Genomic DNA, 23,922 nt, shown 5'->3' on the forward strand with positions numbered 1-23,922 from the left:
TCCTGGCCGAGCGGGGGTCCGATCCCGCCGATGGCGCCCGGCGCAGACCGTCCAGGGGAGATCCCCGCGCTGCCGCCCGCCCTGATCGCGGCGCCGCCGGGCGTCGACGGCACGCCGCTCCGCCAGACGCCCGCGCCGCCCACGCCGATCGCCTCGTCGCGACGCACCGTCCCTCGGCCGGCCGAGGGACTCGGCCCCGCCTTCCGTGGAGCCCCAGCGGGCACCATCCAGCGGATCGCCGCCTTCACCCTCGACGCGGCCGCCGTGTTCCTCGGGTCCGCCGTCGTCCTCGTGCTGACCCAGAGCGTGCTGCTCGCGGGCCTCACCGTCTTCGAGCTCGCCCTGTTCCTCTGGGTGCTGGAAGCGCGAACCGGCCTCACCCTCGGCAACGCCGTGCTGCGCCTGCGCAGTGCCCGCGCCGACCGGCCGTGGTCCCCGGGGATCGGGCGCCAGTTCGTCCGCGGCATCATCACCGGCGCCGGCTTCCTCGTGGCCGTCGGCAGCTGGGTCGTCGTCGCCTCCAGCGCCTGGGATCGCGGCGGCAGACGGCAGTCCTGGGCCGACCGCGTGGCCGGCACCGTCGTGGTCGCCGTGCCCGCCAAGGCGGCCGTCGAGGCTCCGCCGACTCCTGCCGCGGTGGAGGCCGCTCCGCTCGCTCCGCCGCAGGTCGTGCCGCTGGTGGCGTCGCCGTCTGTCGTGGACGAGGACTCCCAGCCCACCGACGCCCGCGCGGCCTCCCGCCGCACCGAGACCCCGGAACCGGCGGCACCCGGATCGGATCGGCCGCTCTTCACCGTCGCCCCGGCGCCCGGGTCGCAGGCGGGTGCCGAGGCCCCGGCCCCTGCCCCCGAGACCGGGGCGCTGCTGCTCATCTTCGACACGGGTCAGCGCGTGCAGCTCGCCCTCCCCGTCGCCGCGAACCTCGGGCGCGGCCCCGTCGCCAGCGCCCACGACGACCGCCTCATCGTCGTCACCGACCCCGACGCGTCGGTCTCGAAGACCCATCTGCGCATCGAGCACTCCCGCGGCCGCACCTGGGTCACCGACTTCGGTTCCACGAACGGCTCCGACGTCCGCAGCGACGACGGCCAGACGACCGAGCTGGTCGCGGGCGAGCGCGTGCTCCTCGACGACGCCGACCGTGTCCGCATGGGCAACCGCAGCTTCACCATCAGCCTTCTGCTGGGCACCGACAGCAGCGCCGGAGAGAGAGCATGACAGGACCCCGTCTCGCCCCGCCCCGTGTCCCCTCCGGGAGGCTCCCGGTCCAGGCCCCGCCGGAGCTGCAGCCGAACGACGGCGGCATCGGGATCCTCGGGTCGCTGCTGCCCATGCTCGGCAGCGTCGGCGCGATCGTCATGGTCACCATGTCGAACCAGTCCGTCACGGGTCTGCTCACCGGCGGCATGTTCCTGCTGTCCTCGCTCGGCTTCGTCGCCGTCAACGGCTGGCGGCAGCGCTCCCAGCGGCAGGCGGCCACGCTCGGTGCCCGCCGCGAGTATCTGGCGTACCTGACCGAGTTGCGGCAGACCGTCCGCGTCGCCGCCCGACAGCAGCGCCGCTCCGCGAACTGGCACCTGCCCGCCCCGTCGACCCTGCCGTACCTCGCGGAGGAGCGCACCCGCGTCTGGGAGCGCGGCGTCAACGACCCCGACTTCCTGTCGGTCCGCGTGGGCGTCACCGATCAGCCGCTGTGCGTCACGCTCGAAGCCCCGGAGCTCCCGCCACTGGCGCAGCTCGACCCCGTCGCCGCCTCGGCCGCGCACCGCTTCATGCTGACGCACGAGGTCCAGAAGAACCTCCCGCTCGGCGTCACCCTCCGCGACTACGCCCGCATCGAGATCACCGGCGACGAGGACGAGACCCGCGCGCTGGCGAGAGCCATGCTGCTGCATGCGGCCACCATGCACGACCCCGACGTGCTGCAGATCGTCATCGCCGCGGATACCGGCGTGCTCCCGCAGTGGGAGTGGGCGAAGTGGCTGCCGCACACGCATTCGCGCACCGTGCGGGACGGCCTCGGCGCCGCCCGCATGATCGGCTCGCAGCTGTCCGAGCTCGAGGACATGCTGCCGCCCGAGGTGCGTGAGCGCTCGCGCTTCGCCCGCGACGGCTCCGGACCGAAGACGCCGCACATCGTCATCGTCACGGACGGCGCCACGACATCGTTCAACGACGCCCTCGTCACCGGCGACGGCGTGCAGGGCGTGACCGTGATCGACCTCCCCGCCCGCTGGGGCGACCTCGACGACCCCAACGCCCTGCGCATCGCTTTCGAGACCGGCGGTGCCAGCACACGCGCCGAGCTCGTCAGCCTGCAGGTGCCCGCACGGCCGTTCGAGGCCGATGCGATCACCATCGTCGAGGCGGAGGCGACCGCCCGTCGGCTCATCGCCCTGTACTCGGGCGGCACCGCGATCGCCAGCAAGAAGAGCGCGACCGGCCAGGCCGAGCTCGTCGAGCTCCTCGGCCTGCCCGACGTGCGCGACCTCGACCTCGACGCCGCGTGGGCACCGCGCCTGGAGCGCGATCGGCTCCGCGTGCCGATCGGCCAGACCGAGGACGGCAGCCCGCTCATCCTCGACATCAAGGAATCGGCGCAGCAGGGTATGGGCCCGCACGGCCTCATCATCGGCGCCACCGGCTCCGGGAAGTCGGAGGTACTCCGCACGCTGGTGCTGGCCCTCGCGATGACCCATTCGCCGGAGCAGCTCAACTTCGTGCTCGTCGACTTCAAGGGTGGGGCGACGTTCGCCGGCATGGCCGACATGCCGCACGTCTCGGCGATCATCACGAACCTCGGTGAGGAGATCTCCCTCGTCGACCGCATGCAGGACGCGCTCCAGGGCGAGATGGTCCGCCGACAGGAGCTGCTGCGGGCCACCGGCCCGTTCGCCAACGTGGCCGACTACGAGAAGGCGCGTCGCGGCGGACGCACCGATCTGGCGCCGCTGCCTGCCCTGCTCATCGTCGCCGACGAGTTCTCCGAGCTCCTGTCGGCGAAGCCGGAGTTCGTCGACACGTTCGTCAACATCGGCCGCCTCGGCCGCTCGCTGCAGGTCCACCTGCTGCTGTCCTCCCAGCGACTCGAAGAGGGAAAGCTGCGCGGCCTCGACACGCACCTCTCGTACCGCATCGGTCTTCGGACGTTCTCGGCGGCCGAGTCCCGCACGGTCCTCGGCGTGCCGGACGCCTATCACCTGCCCACCCAGCCGGGCGCCGGCATCCTGAAGTCCGACACCGAGACGATGACGCAGTTCCGTGCCGCGTACGTATCGGGCCCGCCGCCGCGTCGTCGCCGGAGGGCGTCGTCCGGCGGCTCCGGCCAGAGCACCGGCTCGACGGCGGTCGAGCTGTTCACCGCCGCGCCGGTGTGGCGGGCGGAGGCACCCGTGGACGAGCCGGAGGTCATGGTCGACGCCGAACCGGAGGAGAAGCGCAACACCTTCGAGATCGCGGTCGAGTCCATGAAGGGACGCGGCCCCGCGGCCCACCAGGTGTGGCTGCCGCCGCTGGTGACGCCGGCCACCCTCGACCAGCTCTTCGGCGACCTCGTCGAGGACCCGTCGCTCGGGCTCGTCTCCCCGCGCTGGCGGGGTGCGGGGGCGCTCACGGTCCCGCTCGGCATCGTCGACGTGCCGCTGGAGCAGCGCCGCGAGAACCTCGCGGTCTCCCTCGGCGGCGCGGCCGGCCACATGGCGATCGTCGGCGCGCCGCTGAGCGGCAAGAGCACGCTCGCGCGGACGACGGTCGCCGCGCTGGCGCTCACCCACACGCCCCAGGAGGTGCAGTTCTTCGTCATCGACTTCGGCGGCGGCAGCTTCACCGGCCTGCAGGACTTCACGCACATCAGCGGCGTCGCGACCCGCTCCGAGCCGGACGTGGTCCGCCGTACGGTCGCCGAGGTCACCAGCCTGCTGAACGCCCGCGAGGTGTACTTCCGGCAGAACGGCATCGACTCGATCGACGCGTACCGCCAGCGCCGTGCGCAGGGTCTCACCGACGACGGCTATGGCGACATCTTCCTCATCGTCGACGGCTGGGGCACGCTGCGCGCCGAGTTCGAGATGCTGGAGCCGCAGATCCAGGCGATCGCCGCGCGGGGTCTCACCTACGGCGTCCACGTCGTGATCACGGCGGCGCGTTGGATGGAGATCCGGGCGAACATCAAGGACCTCATCGGCACCCGCATCGAGCTGCGCCTGGGCGACCCGACCGACTCCGAGGTCAACCGCAAGGCGGCGGAGAACGTCACGGCCATCCCCGGCCGCGGCCTCAACGACCGCGGCCTGCAGATGCTCACGGCGCTGCCCCGCGTCGACGGGGTGGACGACGCGTCGAGCCTCGCCGACGGGATCGACGACCTCGTGGCACGGGTCGCGGCGGCGTGGCACGGACCGGCAGGGCCCAAGCTGCGGCTGCTGCCCTCGCGCATCAGCCATGCCGATCTGCGCGCCGTGGCGGCCGCGCAGTCGCCGGACGGCACGGAGCCCCGCGAACTCCTGCTGGGCATCGATGAGGCGAACCTCGCCCCGTTCTCGATCGATCCGGTCGCCGAGCCGCTGCTGTACCTGTACGGCGACGCGGACTCCGGCAAGTCGTCGATGCTCCGCGGCGTCGTGCACGAGATCACGCGCCTGTACGGGCCGACCGAGGCGAAGATCTTCGTCGTCGACTACCGTCGTGCCCTCCTGGGCGAGATCCCGCAGGAGTACCTCGGCGCCTACCTCACGTCGCACGAGATGACGGAGGGCGGGATGAACGAGCTCGCCCAGTTCTTCCGCAGCCGCATCCCGGGACCCGACGTCACGCCCGACCAGCTCCGCAGCCGATCGTGGTGGAAGGGCGCGGAAGGGTTCGTCCTCATCGACGACTACGACCTCGTGGCGACCTCGCAGGGCAACCCGGTCGCGGTGCTCGCACCGCTGCTCGCGCAGGCGGCCGATCTCGGCCTTCACGTGATCCTCACCCGCCGCACCGGCGGGGCGAGCCGCGCCGCGTACGATCCCATCATCCAGCGCATGACCGACCTGGGTGCGACCGGCATCCTGCTCTCCGGCAGCCCCGAGGAGGGCCAGCTCATCGGCAAGGTGAAGGCGGTTCCCGCGATCCCCGGCCGTGCGCAGATCGTCAGCCGCGATCGGGGCCTCGTCTCCGCGCAGCTGCTGTGGGTGCCGCCGAGCTACGAGTGACAACCGAGGAGAGACCGAGATGACCTTCGAACCGACGCCGGCCGCAGCGCCGATGGTCCCACCCGTGCTGTACCTGCCCCTGAGCGTGACGTCGACGCCGGAGGAGCAGCTCGTCGAGATCCGGGAGCTGAAGGACGGGCGGCGTGCGCTGCTCGCCTACACCGCCCTGGACCGGCTGCTGGAGCTCGCCGGCGAGCGGCAGCCCTGGGTCCTGGTGCGCACCGAGGACCTCGGTCAGATCAAGGAGGCGCAGCCCTACGACGTCGTCATCTTCGACCTCGACGTGCCCGCGTCCTACCGCCGGAACGGAGCCATCGCATGAGCCGCATCGCGATGGACCCGGAGGTGATGGCCGTCCATGCGGACATGCACGAGGAGGCGGTCGAGCTCATCGAGACGAAGCTCTCCGGCATTCCGACGGCCGTCGACGGCGGACTCGCCTCCGACACGGTCGCCGCCATCATGCAGCGGGTGGGGGAGGGCGTCGACGCCCTGTACCGGATCAACGGCACCCTGGGAGAGATCGTCCGCGCCATCGCCGACGACGCGGAGACGAACGAACAGGACGTGATCGACCAGCTCGACCCGGTCGCGGCCATCGTCGAGGACCTCTGATGACGATCGACACGACCACATACGGCGACGCCGACCAGGTGCAGGCGGCCGCGGACTGGCTCGACCCCGACCTGAAGGACGCCGCGGACGTCTCCTCCAACGTCACGACCTTCATCCCGACCGGCGTGCGCGGGCACTGGTTCGGCGAGTCGGCGGACGACTACGTCACGATCCTCTCGCGCACGACCGACGCCGCGAAGGAGATCAAGGACCTCGCCCGTGACGCCGCCGAGAAGCTCCGGTCGTACGCCGGGCAGCTGCGGCGCATGAAGGAGGACTTCGCGACGCACCGCGACAATGCGCGGGCGGCGGGGCTTCCGGTGAACGGCATGATCATCGGCCGGCCGGTGTCCCTGATCCCGGTGTGCCCCACGTCGAGGGACGACCCCTACTGGGACGAGTGGCAGGAGCACCTCGACCGCATCGAGCTGTACAACGAGATCGCGGCCGACGTCGGCTCCTGGTGGGGCGAGCTCGAGGTCTGGATCAGCGAGAACCTCGACGGCTTCCTCGGGACCATGCCGAGCCAGTCCACGGCGGACAGGATCCTGTCCGGCCTGCGGGAGGCGAGCGGCGAGGTCCCGAAGATCTACCTCGAGGGCCAGGGCCTGGCGTGGGCGGAGACGGCGGCCGAGCTCACCTCCCACGCGGAGGATCTGCGTCTCGGAGCATCGGACTTCGTTCGCGAGCTGCGCTCCGGCAATCCCGCCGTCAAGGCCGCTGCCGAGGCCGCCAACCCCACCGGCATGCGGTGGGCTGCGGACGAGGCCGAGGATCTGGCCCGCGGACTCTCTCGCGCGAGTCGGGCGGTGCCGTTCATCGGCTGGGGCGTCGACGCCTGGAATCTGGGCTCGGCGATGTCGTCGGGCGACGACCCCTCGTCCACCGCGGTGGAGATCATCGGCGGTGCGGCGGGAGGCGCGGCTGCGGCTGCCGGTGTCGCCGCGCTCGCGGCGGCCGGTGTCGTCACGCTCCCGGTCTGGGGCACGGCGGTGGTTGTCGGCGGGGCCGCGGTGGCGGTCGGCGCCGGTGCGGTGTGGGCTTACGAGAACTGGGTCCCGCAGGACGTCCGGGAGTCGATCGACGCCGGCATGGCGGATGCGTGGGACGCCACGACGGACTTCGCGGAGGACGCCTGGGAGAACACGACCGACTTCGTGGGCGACGCCGGGCACAACATCGGCAAGGCGTGGAAGGGACTGTTCGGGTGACAGGTCAGCAGCAGTCGACCTCTCCGGAGACGATCTGGGTACCCGGTCATCCGGGGTGGGAGGGGCAGCAGCGCGCGACCACGACGCTCACGGTGTTCGGCGTCGTGTTCGCCATCGTGGTCCTGCTGTTCAGCCTGATCCTGTTCGCCGATCCGGCTCCGGCGATGAAGGCCCTGGGGATCGGTGTGCTCGTCGCCGTCGCCGTCGGCGTCTGGCTGATGGTGGCCCACGCCCGCGTCTCACGGGTCCGAGTCGTCCGGCCGGTCGTCGACGGTCCGGCGATCGCGTTCGGCGTGGCCGCGGGGATCGTCTGGCCGCTGCGCGCCCTCGCGCCGGTGGGGGCCCTGCTCCTCGCGGCGTGGGCATGGAGCATCTTCACGGTGCCCGCGGACCGACTGCCGCTCCTCACCCTGCTCCTCCTCCCGGTGGTCGCGCTGATCATGACGATCGCCGGCATCCGGTCGTGGTTCCGGGCTCCCTCCGCCCATCGCCTGACGCTGCGCCCCGACGGGCTGCAGCTCCGGATCCCGCGCAACAACGTGGCCGTGGAATGGGAGGAGGTCGTCAGCGCCGGCGTGGAAGGCAACCGCGTAGTACTGCGGACGTCGACCGCTCAGCCGTCTTCGTGGGCGGCGGCCGATCTCGCCAGCGACCCGGTGCTCCTGGCCGAACTCGTCACCTTCTACGCGAACCGTCCCGACGTCCGTGCCGAGATCGGCGCGGGCACGCTTGCCCGTCTGCGGTCCGGCGAGTTCTAGCGGCGCCTCTCAGCGGGCGCCGGCGGCGTCGGCGAGATGACGCGCCTCGTGGCCGAGGACCTTCACGATGATCCCGTGTCGCCGGAGCTCGGCGACCGTGCGGGCGCCCTCCTCGGCGTCGAGCCCCAGGGCCCGGATGTTCGCCACCACGACCACGTCTCCGGTCCGGAGCGTCGAGATGAGCCGCGCGAGGCGGTCGTTCCAGCTCTCCAGGATGTCCGGCGCCGGGTGACGGAAGCCCTCGATGGGCACGCCGAAACGGGTGAGGTCGGCGCGCTGCTCGACGACCGACGGCATGCCCTCACGAGCGACGACGAGGCCGACCAGGCGGGAGCCCGCGGGACGCGCGGTCCAGAAGTTGCGGTTCTGCTGCAGCTCCGTGAAGCACTTCGGGCACTTTGCTGCGTCGTGCGGGAGGTGGAGCGGGCTCGTCAGCGCATCGTCGAGAGACGGCGTCGTGCCCGCCGGGTCCATCGTGTCGCTCATCCCGCACCTCCGCCCTCTATTCTGCCCTGCCGGGGCGTCCCGCGGCGACCGGATCAGAGCAGTCCGAGGGCACGGACCGCCTCCCGCTCCTCCACGAGCTCCGCGACCGAGGCGTCGATGCGCGTGCGGGCCCAGTCGTCGATCTCCAGGCCCTCCACGATGCGCCACTCGCCGTCGACGGACTGCACGGGGAACGAGGAGACGAGTCCCTCCGGAACGCCGTACTCTCCGCGCGAGACGACGGCGGCGGAGGTCCAGTCCTCGGTCCCGCGGACCCAGTCGCGCACATGGTCGATCGTCGCGCTCGCGGCGGAGGCGACGGAGGACGACCCGCGGACCTCGATGATCTCCGCGCCGCGCTTGGCGACCCGGGGGATGAACGTCCGGTCCAGCCACGCCGGGACGTCGCCGACGATCCGCTCCAAGGCGTCCTGCACGGGCTTCCCGCCGACGGTCGCGTGCGACACGTCGGGGAACTGCGTGGCCGAGTGGTTGCCCCAGATGGGCACCCGCCGCACTGTGTGCACGGGGGCGCCGAGCGTCTGGGCGAGCTGGGCCCGTGCGCGGTTCTCGTCCAGCCGCGTGAGGGCGGTGAAGCGGTCGGCGGGCACGCCATCGGCCGCCGCGGAGGCGATCAGCGCGTTCGTGTTGGCGGGGTTGCCCACCACGGTCACGCGGACGCCGGGGTCGGCGTTCGCGGCGATGGCGGCGCCCTGCGGCCCGAAGATGCCGCCGTTCGCGGCCAGCAGGTCGCCGCGCTCCATGCCGGGGCCGCGGGGGCGGGCGCCCACGAGCAGGGCGAGGTCGCAGCCGTCGAAGCCGACCGCGGCGTCGTCGGTCACCTCCACGTGCTCGAGCAGGTCGAAAGCGCCGTCCTGGAGCTCCAGCGCCGCGCCCTCCGCCGCGCCGAGCCCCTGCGGGATCTCCAGCAGCCGCAGCCGCACCTTCTCGTCCGGACCGAGCATGTCGCCGGCGGCGATGCGGAAGAGGAGCGCGTAGCCGATCTGTCCGCCCGCGCCGGTGATGGTGATCGTGGTGGCCATGTCACGAGCCTACGTCCGTCGGGGCGTCGGCGTGCGGAGTACCCTCGACGCATGACGTTCAATCCCGACGCCGACCTCTCCCGCAACACCACGCGCCGCCGCGGACGTACGGCGGCGATTGCGGGCGGTTCCGGCGTCGGCGTGCTCGCCCTCCTCGCCCTCATCGCCGGCCCCCTGCTGGGCATCGATCTCAGCGGGCTCGTCGGTGGCGCGCCCGGGGGCGGCAGCGAGCCCGCCGGCGGTTCGGCCATCGAGAACTGCGACACCGGTGCCGACGCGAACGCGAACGTCGACTGCCGCATGGCGGGGGCGCAGCTGGCGCTCGACGCCTTCTGGGCGGACAACGTGGAGGGGTACCAGGCTCCGCAGCTCATCGTCGTCGACGGAGCGACCTCCACGCAGTGCGGCACCGCCTCCAACGCGGTCGGCCCGTTCTACTGCCCGCCGGAGGAGACCGTCTATATCGACCCCACGTTCTTCCAGCTCATGCAGCAGCAGTTCGGGGCGTCGGCCGGGAACCTCGCGCAGCTCTACATCGTCGGGCACGAGTGGGGCCACCACATCCAGAACATCATCGGGACGATGGAGCAGTACCCGAACAACGGGACGGGTCCCGGCAGCAACGGCGTGCGCATGGAGCTGCAGGCCGACTGCTACGCCGGCGGCTGGCTCGGCCGCGCGACCGAGCAGACCGACGCCGACGGCGATCCGTACCTCGAGAAGCCGACGGAGGAGCAGATCCGCGACGCCCTGAACGCGGCGTCGACCGTCGGCGACGATCACATCCAGGAGCAGTCCGGGCAGGTGAACCCGGAGACCTGGACCCACGGCTCCAGCGAGCAGCGTCAGCGCTGGTTCGCGGAGGGATACCAGAACGGGCTCGATGCGTGCGGGCAGGTGTTCACCCTCCCCGCCGATCAGCTCGACCCGTAGGCCCGGTGGTCCCGCCGGTATCAGATAACGTGGACACGGCAGGACCGCACGACCGGTTGGGGGACCGAACATGACGAAGACCGACGGGCTCTATCCGCCCATCGAGCCGTACGAGACCGGAGTGCTGCTCGTCGGCGACGGGCACCGCGTGGCCTGGGAGATCAGCGGCAACCCCGAGGGCAAGCCCGTCGTGTTCCTCCACGGAGGTCCGGGCAGCGGGACGTCGCCGTGGCAGCGGCAGTTCTTTGACCCCGAGGCCTACCGGATCGTCCTCCTCGATCAGCGCGGATGCGGTCGGAGCACGCCGTCCGCCGCGGAGCCCGATGCCGATCTCCGGCACATCACCACCGCGCACCTCATCGCCGACCTCGAGCTCCTGCGCAAGAACCTCGGCATCGAGAGCTGGCAGGTGTTCGGCGGGTCCTGGGGGAGCGCCCTCGCGCTGGCCTACGCTCAGGCCCACCCGGATGTCGTCTCCGAGCTGATCCTGCGCGGCATCTTCACCCTGCGTCGCGCCGAGCTCGAATGGTTCTACGAGGGCGGGGCGGCGGCGCTGTTCCCCGACCTGTGGGAGGACTTCATCGCGCCGATCCCGGTCCTGGAGCGCTCGCGGATGATCGAGGCGTATCACCGGCGGCTGTTCGATCCGGACCCGGCGGTCCACGAACCGGCGGCCCTCGCGTGGGCGGCCTGGGAGGCGGCGACCGTCACCCTGCGCCCCGACCCGGAGCAGATCGCGGCGATGGCCGATCCCCGCCGGGCCGTCGCCTTCGCACGCATCGAGAACCACTTCTTCGTGCACCGCGGCTGGTGGGCCGAGGGACAGCTGCTCGCCGGGATCGACGCCATCCGGCACATCCCGACCGTGATCGTGCAGGGCCGCCACGACGTGGTCACGCCGATGATGACGGCGTGGGACCTGCACCGGGCTTGGCCGGAAGCCGACTTCCAGGTGGTCGACGATGCGGGCCATTCCGCCGCCGAACCCGGCATCCGCGCGGCTCTCCGCGCCGCAACCGATCGGTTCCGGCCCGAGGCCTGACGCGTCCCCTCAGGCGCGGAGTGCGCGCATCAGGGTCTTCACGAGGCCGACGGCGCCGCCGTCCGCGCGATGGCGGGTGAGACCCTCGCTCACGGCCGCGCCGGTGCGGGAGGAGACGAACCACGGCGGCTTCGGGAGGATGGTCAGGCGTCCGCCGCCGTTGGCCACGGGCAGCGAGCGCGGGAACGGTCGGAAGGGGCCGCGCAGCACGGAGCGCTCGACCCGATCCAGCAGCAGGGCATTGTGGACGACGCCGATGCCGCTGCCGACGTCGTCGATCGTGCCGCCGGGGAAAGCGCCCCAGGTGAGGGTCGGGGTGATGAACCCGAAGGCGGTCCACCCGTTGATCGCGATCGAGCCGTAGTGCAGGGCGGTGAGCGCCCGCTCGAACCCGCTGCCGAGTGCCTTCTCGGTGGCCGGGTCGATGAGCAGGTTCGCGCCGAGCGTGCCCTGCAGCTTCTCGTTCGCGTGGGCGACCGCGGCGTCGAGGAACTCCTGGCCGGTGCCCGGCAGGCTCACCACGCCGAGGACCGGGGCGAAGTACTCCGTGCTCTCCAGGGCGGCGGGGTCCTCATCGCCGTCGATCTCGACGAGGAGCCGGTCCCCGAGCACGAGCGCGTCCGGGTAGTCGTCCGTGGCGGCCTGCATGCGGGAGGGGGCGCCGGGGTACCAGATGGGGCGCTCCGGAGCGGTGGCGTAGGCGTGGCGCAGCGCGGCGCGGAAGTCATCGGCCTGGTCCCAGTCGGCGGAGAGGATGACGACCTGCCCCGCGATGCAGTTGTGGCCGCTGTTCTGCAGCCGCATGGTCGCGATGTGCTCGGCCTGATACGCGAGGTCGGCGGCCGTCCACTTCCCGGGCACGACGATGATGGGGGAGACCCCGCCGAGCTCGGCGGTGATGGGCTTCTTCAGCAGCGGGCGGTTCTCGCGGCGGCGGCGCTTCGTCGCCGCCGCGCCCTCACCGGAGGACGGCCCCCAGACGATGGTGTCGAACGTTGCCGCCGAGCCGGTGATGTGCACGTGCGCGAGGCCCGGGTGCTGGGTGAGATACGCGCCGGCCGCCGGGCCCCCGCGCACGATCCGCAGCAGTCCGGGCTCGATGAGCGGGGCGAGCGCGCGCTTGTAGACGGGGACCAGGGCGTCCTGCGTGGGGTTCACCTTCAGCAGGGCGGTGCGGTTGTAGGCGAGCAGTTCGTACAGCACGTCCAGCACGGGGATGGAGGTCACGTTCCCGGCGCCGAGCACGAGGCCAACGCCGCCGGACACCGTCGGCGTGCGCTGGGCCAGACCCGCACCCGCCCTGGCGGCGTTCGGCGTGGTCCCCGGCTCGAGCCAGACCTCGCCGGTGAATCCGGACAGCAGGAACCGGTCGATGCCGGTGAGAGGGAAGGCATGCACGCGTGCCCGGCCACCGGGCGCCCGGTCGACCCGGATGCCGTCCAGTGGATTGGCCCCGTTCGCGATCCGGGTCAGCGTGGCGATCGAGGCGTCGAGCGCCCCGAGGACGCTGTACGGACCGCTCAGCCACTCCTCGCCGCGGAGCGGATGCCGCGCGTCCAGGCCCTTGGAGGCGGCGGCGGTCGTCGCCCAGTCGTCGGCCGTCGCGGCGACGCTCGTGCGGACCTGCCGGAGCAGCGTCGCGCGCTGCGCCACGGTGAGCGCGGTCCACACCGACGTCCCGGTCTGCAGGTCGGCGACGGCGGCGTCGAGCCGCTCCGCCTCGCCTTCCCCGAGAGCGGGAACGGCAGGCGCTGTCGTGGGCGCAGAAGTCATCGGCGTCTCCTTCGAACGGGCTTTCAGCTTAGGCGTCCGCGCGGAGATCCGCCGAGTGGCGAGACGATCAGATGAGCGAGAGCTCGCGCAGCTTCGACTCCACGTCGGCGTTCGACGGCTCGACGTGGTGCGAGGCGTCGGGGTAGACGACGACGGGGATGTTCGTGCGGCCGGAGATGTCCTTCGCGATGTCGGCGGCGTCGGGGTCGGCGACCAGGTCGACGTAGGTGTACGCGACGCCGAGCTCGTCGAGCTGCTTCTTCGTGCGGATGCAGTCGCGGCACCAGTCGGCGCCGAACATCGTGATGGTGTCGGAGGCGGGGTTGGTCATGCCTCCAGCCTACGTCCGTGGGGGAGGGGCGGCTCCGAAGAAGCCCGCCAGTGCGGCGGCGAGAGGTTCTGGCGCCTCCTCCGCCATGTGGTGCCCGCTGTCGATGCCGTGGCCGCGGACATCGTCGGCCCAGTCCCGCCAGATGCGGAGAGGGTCGCCGTAGAGCTCTTCGAGATCGTCGCGTTCCGACCAGAGCACGAGCGCGGGCATCGCGAGTCGGCGCCCGGCGGCGCGATCCGCCTCCTCGTGTGCGCGGTCGATCGTGAGACCGGCGCGGTAGTCCTCGAGCATCGCCCGGATGACCGACGGCTGCCGCACCGCGTGCAGGAACTCGGCATGGTTCGCCGCGCCCATCGTCGCCGGGTCGGCCTTGGGGGCGTACCAGGCCTCCGGGTCCGCGCCGATGACGCGCTCCGGGATGTCCGGCTGGGCGAAGAAGAACCAGTGCCACCAATGCACGGCGAAGGTCGCGTCGCAGCGGCGAAGGTGCTCCGAGATCGGCAGGCAGTCCAGCAGCGCGACCTGTTCTACGGTCTCCGGGTGATCGAGGGCGAGCCGGAGCGCGACGTAGCTGCCTCGGTCGTGCCCGACAAGGCGGAAGCGCTCGTGACCGAGTCTCTCTGCGACGGCGCGGATGTCTCGGGCGACGGCACGCTTGGAATGGGCCGAGTGATCGGAGGTGGGCGCCGGGCCGCGGGAGCGTCCATAGCCGCGCAGGTCGGGGCAGATCACGGTGAAGCCGCGCTCGACGAGCAGGGGAGCCACCCGATGCCACGTCGCCGAGGTGCGGGGGTGACCGTGCAGGAGCACCACGGGCGGTCCCGAGCCACCGTGACGGACGAGGATGTCCGCCTCGGAGGTCGGGATCCGAGTGGTCGTGAAGCCGGGGAACAGCGCCTCGTCGGCGGCGCTCATCGCCCGGGGTCCGCTTCGGCCGGCAGCTCCTCGACCGGGATGATCACGACGTCCTGCACCTTCCAGTCCAAGTCGGCGATGCCCTCGGACGCGGCGGTCAGGTCGGCCGTGCGGACGGCCCGGTGATGCGGCACCACGAACGCCTCGATGTGGAACACCTGGCCCTGATCCCGCATGCGCACGGCAGCCTGATCCACCCAGGGGCGGCTGCGCAGGTAGGAGACGACATCGCGGGCCAGCGGATGCGGCTCCGCGCTGTCGAAGGTGCGGGCCCGCTGATCCATGAGATCGACGATGGCCGTCTTCGTGTTGCGGAAGCCGTCCCAGATGATGCCGAGCGAGATGAAGAGCGCCGCGGCGCCGTCGAGCCACCAGATTCCCGCGCCCACACCGAGCACGCCGACGATCGAGGCGACCGTCGTCTGCCAGTCCGCCTTCGCCATGTCGGCGTCGGCGTAGAGCAGCTTGTTGTGCAGGACGGGGGCGAGCTTGGCCTTGGCCGGACCGTAGAAGAACACCGGTCCGACGATCACGACGGCCATGACGGCGACCATGAGCCAACCGAGCCAGATCGTCTGCCCGAACAGCTGCACCGTGCCGATGGTCGGGTGCTCCCCCCGGAGGAGTCCGGCGACGGCCTCGACGGCGAGGTTGAGGCCGACCGCGAGGAGCGCGACACCGGCGACGAGGTGCCCGACGCCCATCACGCGGTGCAGGCCGTAGGGGTGCTTCCGGGTGGGGCGGCGCCGCACGAACACCAGGGCGAGAAGGAACGCGAACTGCGGGATCAGGGACAGCATGTCCTCGATCCACGCGGTGCGCATCGCCTGGGACTCGCCCACGACGAGCGCGATCACGGTGATCGTGATCGAGGTGTAGACGATCGTGAGGATCTCCCAGCGCACGGCTTTCCGGGTCGCCTGCTGCTGTTCGTCGGGGAGCTCGGTACGCCCGAACCGCTTCGTCTCGGTCATCGGTCGACCTCACCGTCGAGGTACGTCTCGAGGGCCGAGAGGAATGCGTTCTCGCCCAGGGGGACGAGCATCACGAGCTCCCGACCGCCCGCGCCCTCGATCCCGGGATAGCCGCGGGTCACGCCCGCCTTGTCGATCCACGGGGTGTCCGGGGTCAGGCCGCCGGCGACGAGATCGAGGTCGCCGGTCTCCAGCATGCCCACCAGGCTCTCCTCGGTCGCGACCGTCCAGGTGACGTGGGCGTCCAGGCTCGCGGCGAAGCCGTCGACGAGGGCGACGACCGGCCCGTGGGGCCGGCCGCCGTCTGTCTCGACCAGGCCGGGGTCGGGCGAGGTGCCGACCCGCAGCTCTCCGCCCGTGACTCGGTCCAGGGTGCCGTCCGGGTCTGCGGGGACCGTCGCTCCGCACCCGCTCAGGGCTGCGGCCACGATCAGGCCGACCAGGGCGCCGACCAGGCGGCGTCCGGCGGGCGTGCGTCGAATCCTCTCACTGCTCACGGACTCAGGATGACGCGTGGCGCCGTCCGGGTAAAGGTGTTGACGAGCGCCGTCGCGGAGGACTAACGGCTCTTGATGGTAAGGGTAGCCTTACCTATAGTGGAGGCATGAGCATCGCGTGCGAGCACCTCGAGGATCCGGACTGGGAAGCGATGGAGGGAGCCGTCCTCATCGCCGGGGACGCCGCCGATGTCGGAGCCATCGCCCGCGTCGCGTCCCGGCTCCCGTGGGATGCGCACGGCGTCATCCTCATCGAGGCGGCGGCCCGTATCCAGTTCCGGCACATCGACGTCCCCCAGGGGGTCTCGGTCCGCTGGCTCCTGCGCGCCGAGGGGCCGCGCGCCCATGCCCGCGGCGAGCGTCTCGCGAACGCCGTCTACGCGTGGTGCCTGGAGTGGACGTGCAGTGAGCCCCCGGAGCACTGGACGGTGTGGCTCGGCCCGCACACCCCGCCGCACGTGGCGCGGATGGCGCGCAGCCTCCTCGGCGTCGCGAACTGACCGACGCCGGCTTCAGCGGGTCGCGCCGACCACCGACGCCGTGGCGTTCGCGGTGATCGCGTCGAGCGCGCGGCGGAGCGCCGAGCTCGACGTGTGCGCGGTGTACGGGAAGTAGACGACCTCGACGCCCACCTCCGCGAACTCGCTCTCCAGCCGCAGGCCCTTCTCGGTGCCGCGCCAGTCGTCGCCCTTGAAGAAGTGCGTGAAGCGCACGTCGCGCCAGGAGTCCATCTTCGACGGCGTCGTCTCGACGTAGACGTCGTCGACGAAGGAGATGTGCCGCACGATCTCGGCACGCTCGGCGGTCGGGATGACCGGCTCGATCCCCTTGACCTGACGCAGCATCTCGTCGCTCACCACACCGGCGATCAGGATGTCGCAGTGCTGTTTGGCGTGCCGCAGCAGATTGAGGTGCCCGACGTGAAACAGGTCGAAAGCTCCGACGGCATAGCCGATACGCGTCCCCATGATCTCCCCAGATCGATCATTCCCCAGTCGAACGGATCCCCACCCGTTCGTCGCGACTCCCACAGCCGCAGACGACACTCTAGCAGGAACATGTCCTGCGGCCCATAGGAACCCATGGAACGATGGATGCCGGAGCCGATGGGGCTGCGGAACGAAGGGGACCACGTTGGGGGCAGGGGTCACGGTCATCGTGCCGACGTACAACGAGCGCGACAACGTCGCCGAACTCGTGGAGCGGACGGCGGCGGCATTGGCGGGACGGGACGCCGAGATCCTCTTCATCGACGACAGCACCGATGACACAGCGGCCGAGGTGGAGCGCCTCGCGGCCGACGCCCCGATCGCGGTCCGGGTGCTCCATCGCGCGGACAACGTCGGGGGCCTCGGCGGGGCGGTCGTCGTCGGCCTGGGGGCCGCGAACGGCGACGTCTGCATCGTGATGGACGGCGACCTCCAGCATCCGCCGGAGCTCCTGCCGACCCTGCTGGACCGGTACGCGGACGGCGACGCGGACGTCGTCGCCGCCTCCCGCTACATCGGCGGCGGAGACACCAGCGGCCTCGGGACGGCCGTGCGCTTCGGCGTCTCCCGCGCCGCCACCTGGCTGACCCGCGCGATGTTCCCGCGGCGGCTCGCCCGGAGCACCGATCCGATGACCGGGTTCTTCCTCGTCGACCGGCGGCGACTCGATCTCGCTGCCCTGCGGCCGCAGGGCTTCAAGATCCTCCTGGAGATCCTCGCCCGCACCGATCTGCGGATCGCGGAGGTCCCGATGGAGTTCGGCGAACGCCGCCACGGTACCTCGAAGGCGAGCCTCCGGCAGGGGGCCACGTTCATCGCCCACCTGGCACGGCTGCGCTTCGGAAAGATGTCCCTGTTCGCCGCGATCGGCGTCCTCGGCGCCATCGCGAACCTCGCGATCATGTGGGCGCTGACCGCCGCGGGCGTGCCCTACGTGTGGGCGGCGATCATCGGCGCCGAGGTCACGATCGTGGGCAACTTCCTGCTGCAGGAGCGGTTCGTCTTCGCGGACATGCGCACCGACGCCCGCAGCGCCGCGGCACGCTTCGCGGCCTCGTTCACGTTCAACAACGTCGAGGCGGCCCTGCGCATCCCGGTGATGGCGCTCATGGTCGAGACGTGGCACATCTCCAGCGTGCTCGCCACGGCGCTCTCGCTCGTCGTGGCGTTCTTCGCCCGCTTCCTCTTCCACTCGCTCGTCGTGTACGCGCCCCGTCGGCGACGGGAGGAGCGGGAGGCGGCGGGTGAGCCGGAGCCGGACACCGCGACCCTGCGCATCATCCGCGCCATCGACGCGGAGGCGATGAAGCCGGGCGAGCTCTAGGCGTCGTCGGCGGATAGGTAGTCCGCGAGGGCCGCATCCGCATCCCTCGGCGTCCAGCCGGTGGCCGTGATCCGGGCGAGGTCCAGGACGCTGTTGCGCGGACGCGGCGCGATCGGTCCGGCCTGGTCGGCGAAGTACTCCTCCGTCGTCACCGGGGTGACCGCGGCCGGGTCGTGCCCGGTCAGCCGGTAGACCGCGCGGGCGATGTCGGCCCAGGAGCGCGGTTCGCCGCCCCCGGTCACGTTGTAGAGCCCGAACGGCGCCGAGACGTCGAGCAGGTGCCGGATGGCCGCGGCGAGGTCCGCCGTGAAGGTGAGCCGCCCGATCTGGTCGCCGACGACCCGCGGCGCGACGCCCCGCTCCGCCAGCGAGGCCATCGTCCGCACGAAGTTGCGGCCGTCGCCGATCACCCAGGAGGTGCGCAGGATGTAGTGACGGGGCACGGTCGCGATGATCGCGTCCCCCGCCGCTTTCGTCTGCCCGTAGACACCGAGCGGACGGACCTCGTCCGTCTCCGTGTAGGGGCCGTCCTTCGTGCCGTCGAACACGTAGTCGCTGGACACGTGCACGAGCGTGAGGCCGTTCTCGGTCGCGATGCGGGCGAGCGCGGACACGCCCGTGACGTTCGCCGCCCAGGCCTCGGCCCGCCCCTCCGCGGTCTCGGCGTGGTCGACGGCCGTGTAGGCGGCCGCGTTGATGATCGTCCCGTAGTCGCGCCAGCGCCGTGCGACGGCCAGCTCGGGGTCGCGGAGGTCGAGCGTCTCCCTGGTCGTGTACTCGACGTGCTCCGCGTCCCCGAGAGCCGCCCGCAACGCCAGGCCGAGCTGACCGGACGCCCCGACGACGAGGGTCTTCCGCGGGCCGATCGGGGTCACGTCGGCCAGTCGAGGATGCGCCCGGTCCTTCGGGGAGATCTCGACCTGGTCGAGCGGGATCGGCCACGCGATGGCCGCCGTCTCGTCGGCGAGATTGAGGAAGGAGTACGCCGCGTCCGGCGACCAGTGGTCGTTCACAAGGTAGGTGTAGGCGGTGTCCGCTTCGAGCGTCTGGTACGAATTGCCGACGCCGCGAGGCACGAGGATGGCGCGCGACGGGTCGATCTCCGCCGTGAAGACGCGCCCGAAGGTCTCGCCCGCCCGCAGATCGACCCAGGCGCCGAAGATCCGGCCGGTGGCGACGGAGACCCACTTGTCCCACGGTTCGGCATGGATGCCGCGGGTGGTGCCGATCGCGTCGTTGAACGAGATGTTGTTCTGCACGGGACCGAAGTCCGGAAGGCCGGCGGCGACCATCTTCTCGCGCTGCCAGTTCTCCTTGAACCAGCCGCGGGCATCGCCGTGCACCGGGAGGTCGACGAGGAGCAGGCCGGGGATCGGCGTCTCGGTGATCGTGAGCGCCTTGCCGAACGCGGTCATCACTGCCCCCGGGCGGCGTAGAACGACTCCGTGGCGTCCTTGGCCGGCGCCCACCAGTCCTCGTTCGCGCGGTACCACTCGATGGTGGAGGCGAGGCCCGACTCGAAGTCGGAGAACCGCGGCGCCCAGCCGAGCTCGGTGCGCAGCTTCGTGGAGTCGATGGCGTAGCGCAGATCGTGACCGGCGCGGTCCGTGACGTGGTCGTAGGCGTCGGCGGGCTGGCCCATCTGCGTGAGGATCAGCTCGACGACGGACTTGTTGTCCTTCTCGCCGTCGGCGCCGATCAGGTACGTCTGGCCGATCTCGCCCTTCTCCAGGATCGTGAGGACGGCCGAGGAGTGGTCGTCGGCATGGATCCAGTCGCGCACGTTCTGTCCGGCGCCGTACAGCTTGGGTCGGATCCCGCGCAGCACGTTCGTGATCTGGCGCGGAATGAACTTCTCCACGTGCTGGTACGGGCCGTAGTTGTTCGAGCAGTTGGAGATCGTCGCCTGCACGCCGAACGAGCGCACCCAGGCGCGCACGAGCAGGTCGCTGCCGGCCTTCGTGGACGAGTACGGCGACGAGGGGTTGTACGGCGTCTGCTCCGTGAACCGTGCCGGGTCGTCGAGCTCGAGGTCTCCGTACACCTCGTCGGTGGAGATGTGGTGGAACCGGCGATCATGCCGACGGGCGGCCTCCAGCAGCGTGTACGTGCCGATGATGTTGGTGTCGAGGAACGGCCGTGGGTCGTGCAGCGAGTTGTCGTTGTGGGACTCGGCGGCATAGTGGACGACCGCGTCGGTCCGGGCGAACAGGCTGTCGACGAGCGCGGCGTCGGCGATGTCCCCCTCGACGAGTTCGACCCGGTCGGCGGGGAGACCAGCGAGCGAGGCGCGGTTGCCGGCGTAGGTGAGCTTGTCCAGCACGGTCACGTGCGCGTCCGTGTGCGCGACCACGTGGTGCACGAAGTTCGATCCGATGAAGCCGGCGCCGCCGGTCACGAGCAGGCGGGTCATCGAGCGCCCCTTTCGAGCAGTCCGAGCAGGTAGGTTCCGTAGCCCGACTTCACGAGGGCTTCCGCGCGCGTCCGAAGCGCCTCGTCGTCGAGGAAGCCCTGACGCCAGGCGACCTCCTCCGGCACGCCGATCTTCATCCCCGTGCGGCGCTCCATCGTACGCACGTAGTCGGCGGCGTCGGTCATCTGGTCGAAGGTCCCGGTGTCCAGCCACGCTGTCCCGCGGGGGAGGACCTCGACCTGCAGCTTGCCCCGTTCGAGGTAGGCCCGGTTCACGTCCGTGATCTCGTACTCCCCGCGAGCGCTGGGCGCCAGGTTGCGAGCGATCTCGATGACGTCGTTGTCGTAGAAGTACAGGCCGGGCACCGCGTAATTGCTCTGCGGGGCGGCGGGCTTCTCCTCCAGGGAGACGGCCTGGCCGTCGGCGTCGAACGCCACGACTCCGTAGGCTTCCGGCTCCGCCACCCAGTACGCGAAGACCGCGCCACCGTCGATGTCCGCGAAGCGCTTGAGCTGCGTGCCGAGGCCCGGCCCGTAGAGCAGATTGTCGCCGAGGACCAGCGCGACGCTGTCGTCGCCGATGAAGTCCGCGCCGATGGTGAACGCCTGGGCGAGGCCGTCCGGCGACTCCTGCTGCGCGAAGGACAGGGAGACGCCGAACTGGGAGCCGTCTCCCAGCAGCCGCTCGAAGTGCGCGGCGTCGTGCGGCGTCGTGATGATGAGGATCTCCCGGATCCCGGCGAGCATCAGGGTCGACAGCGGGTAGTACACCATCGGCTTGTCGTAGACCGGGATCAGCTGCTTCGAGACCCCCAGCGTGATGGGGTGCAGCCGCGTGCCCGAGCCGCCCGCCAGAATGATGCCCTTCATATATGTCCCCCTCGTGAAACATCGATGCTCGTGGCGGCGTCACTGAGAGGACGGCCATCCCCTGCCGTCCGACGACCCCCACAGTCGTACGCTCGACTCTAGCGGAGAACTCCCCCTTTACACCGCCCGGGCCGAGGTCCATAGTGGGCCTCGTGGGATCCGAGGACAGCCCGGCGCTGTCCGTCACCTGGGCGCACCGTGCCGAGCAGTCGGCATCCGCCTGGGCGCGCGCACACGCCAGGGGAGAGGTTCCGAGCGTCTGGCCCTACGGGCTGGACGCTCTTCGCGACCACGCCGTCGTGGAGGTCGATGAGCTCCCCGACCCCGGCCGGATCGCACGGCTCCGCGCACGCGCCGGCGTCGGCCCGCGGCCCCGTGCCGGGTTCGCCATCGCGTGGGACGAGAACACCGCCTATCGTCTGCAGATCCTGCGGCCGCGGACGCGGTACGCCGCTGGCGTCATCTGGCTCACCGACATGGCGGCGGCCGGCGCTGCACCCGGTCGACTGGTGGCGATGCTGCGGGCGGCCACGGCGCTCTGGGTGCTGAGCGAGGCACAGGTCGTGCCCCTGCAACGGCTCCTCGGGGCCGACGCGCCCCGCATCTTCGTCGTGCCGTTCGGGATCGACCACGAGTTCTTCGGCGCGCGGCCACCCGCCGCCCGACCCCGGATCGTCAGCGCCGGCAACGATCGCGACCGGGATCCCGCGACGCTGTACGCCGCGCTCGCCCTGGTCCTCGCTGCGCGCCCGGGAGTCGACGTCGTCGTGCAGTCGCCCTCCGCGCTGCCGCCTCCGGAGGGCGTCCGGCTCGTGCGTCGGCTGCCGCACACGGAGCTCCGCGATCTGTACGCGACCGCGAGCGTCGTGGTGACCGCGACCCGCCCCAACCTCCACGCGTCAGGGATGACCGTGGCGCTGGAGGCTCTGGCCACGGCCCGCCCCGTGGTGGTCTCGGACACCCCTGGCATGCGCGATTACGTCAGCGCCCGCACCGGTGTCCTCGTCCCGCCGGAGGAGCCGGAGGTGCTGGCGGAAGCATTGCTCGGAATGCTGGACGATCCCGACCGCGCCGCCGAGCTGGGTCGGCAGGGCCGGATCGAGGTCGAGCGCCGCTTCACGACCGCGACGATGGTCGACGCCCTCGTCCGCGGTCTCCGAGCGGACGGCTGACGTCGACGCTCAGACCGAAGGGGGCACGTCGCTGATGATGTACTTCGTCTTGCCGCCCGTGTAGGGCAGGGAGTCGACGAAGTCGGTGCGCACCGGCACCTCGTTCGCGATCCGCTCCTGCAGTGCGGCGACCGCGCTCTCGATCTGACTCCGCGCCTCCGCGCCGTCACCCTCCACGACGCGGATGGTGATCGAGTGATCGGCGAGCTGGTGGATCTGGAAGAGACGCACGGCTTCCGGGTGTGCGGCGAACATCCCCATGAGGCGGTGCGCGAGCACGGTACCGCTGGGGAGACGGATCATGTCCGTCGTCCGCCCCTGAGGCTGCTCCATGAGCGGGAGGGCACTGCCGCAGCGGCAGGGTTCCGATCGCAGGATGCCCTTGTCGCCGGTGCGATACCGGATCAGCGGGAAGACCCTGTTGCGCAGATCCGTGATGACGAGGTCACCCAGCTGGCCGGGGGCTGCGGGGGCCCCGTCCTCGTCCACCACCTCCACCCGGCGGACGTCGGCGAAGACGTGGAGACCGTCGCGATGAGCGCATTCCCCGGCGATCCATCCGAATTCGGAACCGCGATACTCGTCGTGGACGGGAGCGCCGAAGACCGACTCGAGCCGTGCGCGGGCGGAGGCCGTGAGCGGCGCCGCCGTCGTCGCGATCGCCTTCGGGATGGGGACGCTCAGCTTCCGGCGCTCCAGGAAATCGGCGAACTCCAGCATCGCTCCGACGTACCCCTCGATCAGGCGCGGTCGCGTCGCGGTGAGTCGTCGATGGAACGCTTCCATCGTCTGCTCCGAGATCAGACCGGCGTCGAGGTAGACCTGAGTGGTGGGCCACCAGGCGAGGTCGTTCTTGATGGTCGCCAGCCGCCCGAAGTTCCAGCGACCGACCCGGGCGAGGTCGTCGTACGGCTCGATCCCCCACCAGGAGTACATCCTCCAGCTCAGGGCCAGAGCCGGCACCCTGGCGTCGTGGAGGGTGGCGAGGGGCTCTCCCGTGCTGCCGCCCGTCAGAGCAGGTCGCGCACTGGCTTCCGTCGCCTCGGGCGTGCGCATCTCCGCCGCGTGCTGCTTGACGGTCGCCCGGTCGAGGATCGGCAACGACGCCCAGGCTTCCGGATCGGTCAGGGAATCCGGGCGGACGCCGAGCTCCCGGTAGCGGGCGCCGTAGAACGCGGAGGAGTCCATGGCGAACGCCGCGATGTCCCGAGCGAGCCTGTTCTGCATACCGGCGAACTCGGCCGGGGCCAAGCGCTCGTTCGAGAGGAGTTCACGGTGGAAGGCTCCCGCTCTCGCCCGTACGGTCGCGGCCTTGGCGCGGAAGAACGCGCCCTTCAGTGATGCGGACATGGATGGAGCCTCTCGTCATTGAGCGGGCGGGTGGG

At 71.2% G+C, this 23,922-nt stretch carries 23 protein-coding genes; 11 read left to right on the plus strand and 12 right to left on the minus strand.

The window, feature by feature from the left end; translation table 11 throughout:
* Positions 1-30 precede the first annotated feature (30 nt).
* From MICNX66_RS02305 to MICNX66_RS02330, 6 genes are read left to right on the plus strand one after another with little or no spacing between them, the layout of a single operon-like run.
* On the plus strand, positions 31-1,218 hold the full coding sequence (locus MICNX66_RS02305) for an FHA domain-containing protein (protein WP_187663171.1): 1,188 nt from the start codon (positions 31-33) through the stop codon (positions 1,216-1,218).
* On the plus strand, positions 1,215-5,192 hold the full coding sequence (gene eccCa, locus MICNX66_RS02310) for a type VII secretion protein EccCa (protein ID WP_187663172.1): 3,978 nt from the start codon (positions 1,215-1,217) through the stop codon (positions 5,190-5,192). Before MICNX66_RS02305 ends, eccCa begins: the two co-directional genes overlap by 4 nt.
* 19 nt (positions 5,193-5,211) lie before the next feature.
* The gene (locus tag MICNX66_RS02315) at positions 5,212-5,514 is read left to right on the plus strand and encodes an SAV_915 family protein (protein WP_187663173.1); all 303 of its coding nucleotides are present in this window, start codon (positions 5,212-5,214) and stop codon (positions 5,512-5,514) included.
* Positions 5,511-5,807, plus strand: a complete 297-nt coding sequence (locus MICNX66_RS02320; protein WP_062635420.1) for a hypothetical protein — start codon at positions 5,511-5,513, stop codon at positions 5,805-5,807. Before MICNX66_RS02315 ends, MICNX66_RS02320 begins: the two co-directional genes overlap by 4 nt.
* The gene (locus MICNX66_RS02325) at positions 5,807-7,018 is read left to right on the plus strand and encodes a hypothetical protein (RefSeq protein WP_187663174.1); all 1,212 of its coding nucleotides are present in this window, start codon (positions 5,807-5,809) and stop codon (positions 7,016-7,018) included. The genes MICNX66_RS02320 and MICNX66_RS02325 overlap by 1 nt, the downstream gene beginning before the upstream one ends.
* Positions 7,015-7,776, plus strand: a complete 762-nt coding sequence (locus tag MICNX66_RS02330) for a hypothetical protein (RefSeq protein WP_187663175.1) — start codon at positions 7,015-7,017, stop codon at positions 7,774-7,776. Before MICNX66_RS02325 ends, MICNX66_RS02330 begins: the two co-directional genes overlap by 4 nt.
* Positions 7,777-7,785: 9 nt before the next feature.
* On the opposite strand, the gene MICNX66_RS02335 is transcribed toward MICNX66_RS02330, so the two are convergent.
* Both MICNX66_RS02335 and MICNX66_RS02340 read right to left on the minus strand, forming a co-directional pair.
* Entirely contained in the window at positions 7,786-8,262 is a 477-nt protein-coding gene (locus MICNX66_RS02335) for a dehydrogenase (RefSeq protein WP_101847531.1), read from the minus strand.
* Between the two features lie 53 nt (positions 8,263-8,315).
* Entirely contained in the window at positions 8,316-9,305 is a 990-nt protein-coding gene (locus tag MICNX66_RS02340) for a malate dehydrogenase (protein ID WP_187663176.1), read from the minus strand.
* Between the two features lie 51 nt (positions 9,306-9,356).
* Here MICNX66_RS02340 and ypfJ point away from each other — a divergent pair, with 51 nt between their 5' ends.
* Complete coding sequence (gene ypfJ / locus MICNX66_RS02345) at positions 9,357-10,238, plus strand: KPN_02809 family neutral zinc metallopeptidase (protein ID WP_187663177.1); 882 nt, start codon at positions 9,357-9,359, stop codon at positions 10,236-10,238.
* 70 nt (positions 10,239-10,308) lie between these two features.
* Positions 10,309-11,280 (plus strand): prolyl aminopeptidase, encoded by a 972-nt coding sequence (pip, locus tag MICNX66_RS02350; protein WP_187663178.1) that lies wholly within the window; start codon positions 10,309-10,311, stop codon positions 11,278-11,280.
* A 9-nt stretch (positions 11,281-11,289) separates the two neighbouring features.
* Here pip and MICNX66_RS02355 read toward each other — a convergent pair whose 3' ends face one another.
* From MICNX66_RS02355 to MICNX66_RS02375, 5 genes are all read right to left on the minus strand, one after another.
* Complete coding sequence (locus tag MICNX66_RS02355; RefSeq protein WP_187663179.1) at positions 11,290-13,053, minus strand: aldehyde dehydrogenase family protein; 1,764 nt, start codon at positions 13,051-13,053, stop codon at positions 11,290-11,292.
* Positions 13,054-13,120: 67 nt separating this feature from the next.
* A complete protein-coding gene (locus MICNX66_RS02360; protein WP_071327714.1) occupies positions 13,121-13,384 on the minus strand; it encodes a glutaredoxin family protein in 264 nt (87 codons plus the stop codon).
* 9 nt (positions 13,385-13,393) lie between these two features.
* On the minus strand, positions 13,394-14,299 hold the full coding sequence (locus MICNX66_RS02365; RefSeq protein WP_187663180.1) for an alpha/beta fold hydrolase: 906 nt from the start codon (positions 14,297-14,299) through the stop codon (positions 13,394-13,396).
* Positions 14,296-15,273 (minus strand): cation transporter, encoded by a 978-nt coding sequence (locus MICNX66_RS02370; protein ID WP_187663181.1) that lies wholly within the window; start codon positions 15,271-15,273, stop codon positions 14,296-14,298. Before MICNX66_RS02370 ends, MICNX66_RS02365 begins: the two co-directional genes overlap by 4 nt.
* Positions 15,270-15,770, minus strand: a complete 501-nt coding sequence (locus MICNX66_RS02375) for a hypothetical protein (RefSeq protein WP_232089167.1) — start codon at positions 15,768-15,770, stop codon at positions 15,270-15,272. The genes MICNX66_RS02370 and MICNX66_RS02375 overlap by 4 nt, the downstream gene beginning before the upstream one ends.
* 107 nt (positions 15,771-15,877) lie before the next feature.
* Here MICNX66_RS02375 and MICNX66_RS02380 point away from each other — a divergent pair, with 107 nt between their 5' ends.
* On the plus strand, positions 15,878-16,270 hold the full coding sequence (locus MICNX66_RS02380; protein ID WP_187663182.1) for an SIP domain-containing protein: 393 nt from the start codon (positions 15,878-15,880) through the stop codon (positions 16,268-16,270).
* 12 nt (positions 16,271-16,282) lie between these two features.
* Here MICNX66_RS02380 and MICNX66_RS02385 read toward each other — a convergent pair whose 3' ends face one another.
* The gene (locus MICNX66_RS02385; RefSeq protein WP_187663183.1) at positions 16,283-16,738 is read right to left on the minus strand and encodes an adenylyltransferase/cytidyltransferase family protein; all 456 of its coding nucleotides are present in this window, start codon (positions 16,736-16,738) and stop codon (positions 16,283-16,285) included.
* A 166-nt stretch (positions 16,739-16,904) separates the two neighbouring features.
* On the opposite strand from MICNX66_RS02385, the gene MICNX66_RS02390 reads away from it, so the two are divergent.
* Positions 16,905-18,083, plus strand: a complete 1,179-nt coding sequence (locus MICNX66_RS02390; RefSeq protein ID WP_232089168.1) for a glycosyltransferase — start codon at positions 16,905-16,907, stop codon at positions 18,081-18,083.
* Here the strand turns inward: MICNX66_RS02390 and MICNX66_RS02395 are convergent.
* From MICNX66_RS02395 to rfbA, 3 genes are read right to left on the minus strand one after another with little or no spacing between them, the layout of a single operon-like run.
* Positions 18,080-19,498 carry a sugar nucleotide-binding protein gene (locus MICNX66_RS02395; protein WP_187663184.1) on the minus strand — a complete coding sequence of 473 codons (1,419 nt, stop codon included), beginning with the start codon at positions 19,496-19,498 and terminating at the stop codon, positions 18,080-18,082. The genes MICNX66_RS02390 and MICNX66_RS02395 overlap by 4 nt on opposite strands.
* Positions 19,498-20,496, minus strand: a complete 999-nt coding sequence (rfbB, locus tag MICNX66_RS02400; protein ID WP_187663185.1) for a dTDP-glucose 4,6-dehydratase — start codon at positions 20,494-20,496, stop codon at positions 19,498-19,500. Before rfbB ends, MICNX66_RS02395 begins: the two co-directional genes overlap by 1 nt.
* Positions 20,493-21,365 carry a glucose-1-phosphate thymidylyltransferase RfbA gene (rfbA, locus tag MICNX66_RS02405; protein WP_187663186.1) on the minus strand — a complete coding sequence of 291 codons (873 nt, stop codon included), beginning with the start codon at positions 21,363-21,365 and terminating at the stop codon, positions 20,493-20,495. The genes rfbB and rfbA overlap by 4 nt, the downstream gene beginning before the upstream one ends.
* 152 nt (positions 21,366-21,517) lie before the next feature.
* On the opposite strand from rfbA, the gene MICNX66_RS02410 reads away from it, so the two are divergent.
* Complete coding sequence (locus MICNX66_RS02410) at positions 21,518-22,537, plus strand: glycosyltransferase family 4 protein (protein WP_187663187.1); 1,020 nt, start codon at positions 21,518-21,520, stop codon at positions 22,535-22,537.
* 9 nt (positions 22,538-22,546) lie between these two features.
* On the opposite strand, the gene MICNX66_RS02415 is transcribed toward MICNX66_RS02410, so the two are convergent.
* A complete protein-coding gene (locus MICNX66_RS02415) occupies positions 22,547-23,887 on the minus strand; it encodes a phenylacetate--CoA ligase family protein (RefSeq protein WP_187663188.1) in 1,341 nt (446 codons plus the stop codon).
* Between the last annotated feature and the right edge of the window lie 35 nt (positions 23,888-23,922).

It is taken from the genome of Microbacterium sp. Nx66 (genome assembly GCF_904066215.1).
Taxonomy (GTDB): domain Bacteria; phylum Actinomycetota; class Actinomycetes; order Actinomycetales; family Microbacteriaceae; genus Microbacterium; species Microbacterium meiriae.

Coding starts and splice junctions, on each gene's coding strand:
- MICNX66_RS02305 (WP_187663171.1), top strand. CDS start 31: ATGGCGCCCGGCGCAGACCGTCCAGGGGAGATCCCCGCGCTGCCGCCC.
- eccCa (WP_187663172.1), top strand. CDS start 1,215: ATGACAGGACCCCGTCTCGCCCCGCCCCGTGTCCCCTCCGGGAGGCTC.
- MICNX66_RS02315 (WP_187663173.1), top strand. CDS start 5,212: ATGACCTTCGAACCGACGCCGGCCGCAGCGCCGATGGTCCCACCCGTG.
- MICNX66_RS02320 (WP_062635420.1), top strand. CDS start 5,511: ATGAGCCGCATCGCGATGGACCCGGAGGTGATGGCCGTCCATGCGGAC.
- MICNX66_RS02325 (WP_187663174.1), top strand. CDS start 5,807: ATGACGATCGACACGACCACATACGGCGACGCCGACCAGGTGCAGGCG.
- MICNX66_RS02335 (WP_101847531.1), bottom strand. CDS start 8,262: ATGAGCGACACGATGGACCCGGCGGGCACGACGCCGTCTCTCGACGAT.
- MICNX66_RS02340 (WP_187663176.1), bottom strand. CDS start 9,305: ATGGCCACCACGATCACCATCACCGGCGCGGGCGGACAGATCGGCTAC.
- ypfJ (WP_187663177.1), top strand. CDS start 9,357: ATGACGTTCAATCCCGACGCCGACCTCTCCCGCAACACCACGCGCCGC.
- pip (WP_187663178.1), top strand. CDS start 10,309: ATGACGAAGACCGACGGGCTCTATCCGCCCATCGAGCCGTACGAGACC.
- MICNX66_RS02355 (WP_187663179.1), bottom strand. CDS start 13,053: ATGACTTCTGCGCCCACGACAGCGCCTGCCGTTCCCGCTCTCGGGGAA.
- MICNX66_RS02360 (WP_071327714.1), bottom strand. CDS start 13,384: ATGACCAACCCCGCCTCCGACACCATCACGATGTTCGGCGCCGACTGG.
- MICNX66_RS02365 (WP_187663180.1), bottom strand. CDS start 14,299: ATGAGCGCCGCCGACGAGGCGCTGTTCCCCGGCTTCACGACCACTCGG.
- MICNX66_RS02370 (WP_187663181.1), bottom strand. CDS start 15,273: ATGACCGAGACGAAGCGGTTCGGGCGTACCGAGCTCCCCGACGAACAG.
- MICNX66_RS02380 (WP_187663182.1), top strand. CDS start 15,878: ATGAGCATCGCGTGCGAGCACCTCGAGGATCCGGACTGGGAAGCGATG.
- MICNX66_RS02385 (WP_187663183.1), bottom strand. CDS start 16,738: ATGGGGACGCGTATCGGCTATGCCGTCGGAGCTTTCGACCTGTTTCAC.
- MICNX66_RS02395 (WP_187663184.1), bottom strand. CDS start 19,498: ATGACCGCGTTCGGCAAGGCGCTCACGATCACCGAGACGCCGATCCCC.
- rfbB (WP_187663185.1), bottom strand. CDS start 20,496: ATGACCCGCCTGCTCGTGACCGGCGGCGCCGGCTTCATCGGATCGAAC.
- rfbA (WP_187663186.1), bottom strand. CDS start 21,365: ATGAAGGGCATCATTCTGGCGGGCGGCTCGGGCACGCGGCTGCACCCC.
- MICNX66_RS02415 (WP_187663188.1), bottom strand. CDS start 23,887: ATGTCCGCATCACTGAAGGGCGCGTTCTTCCGCGCCAAGGCCGCGACC.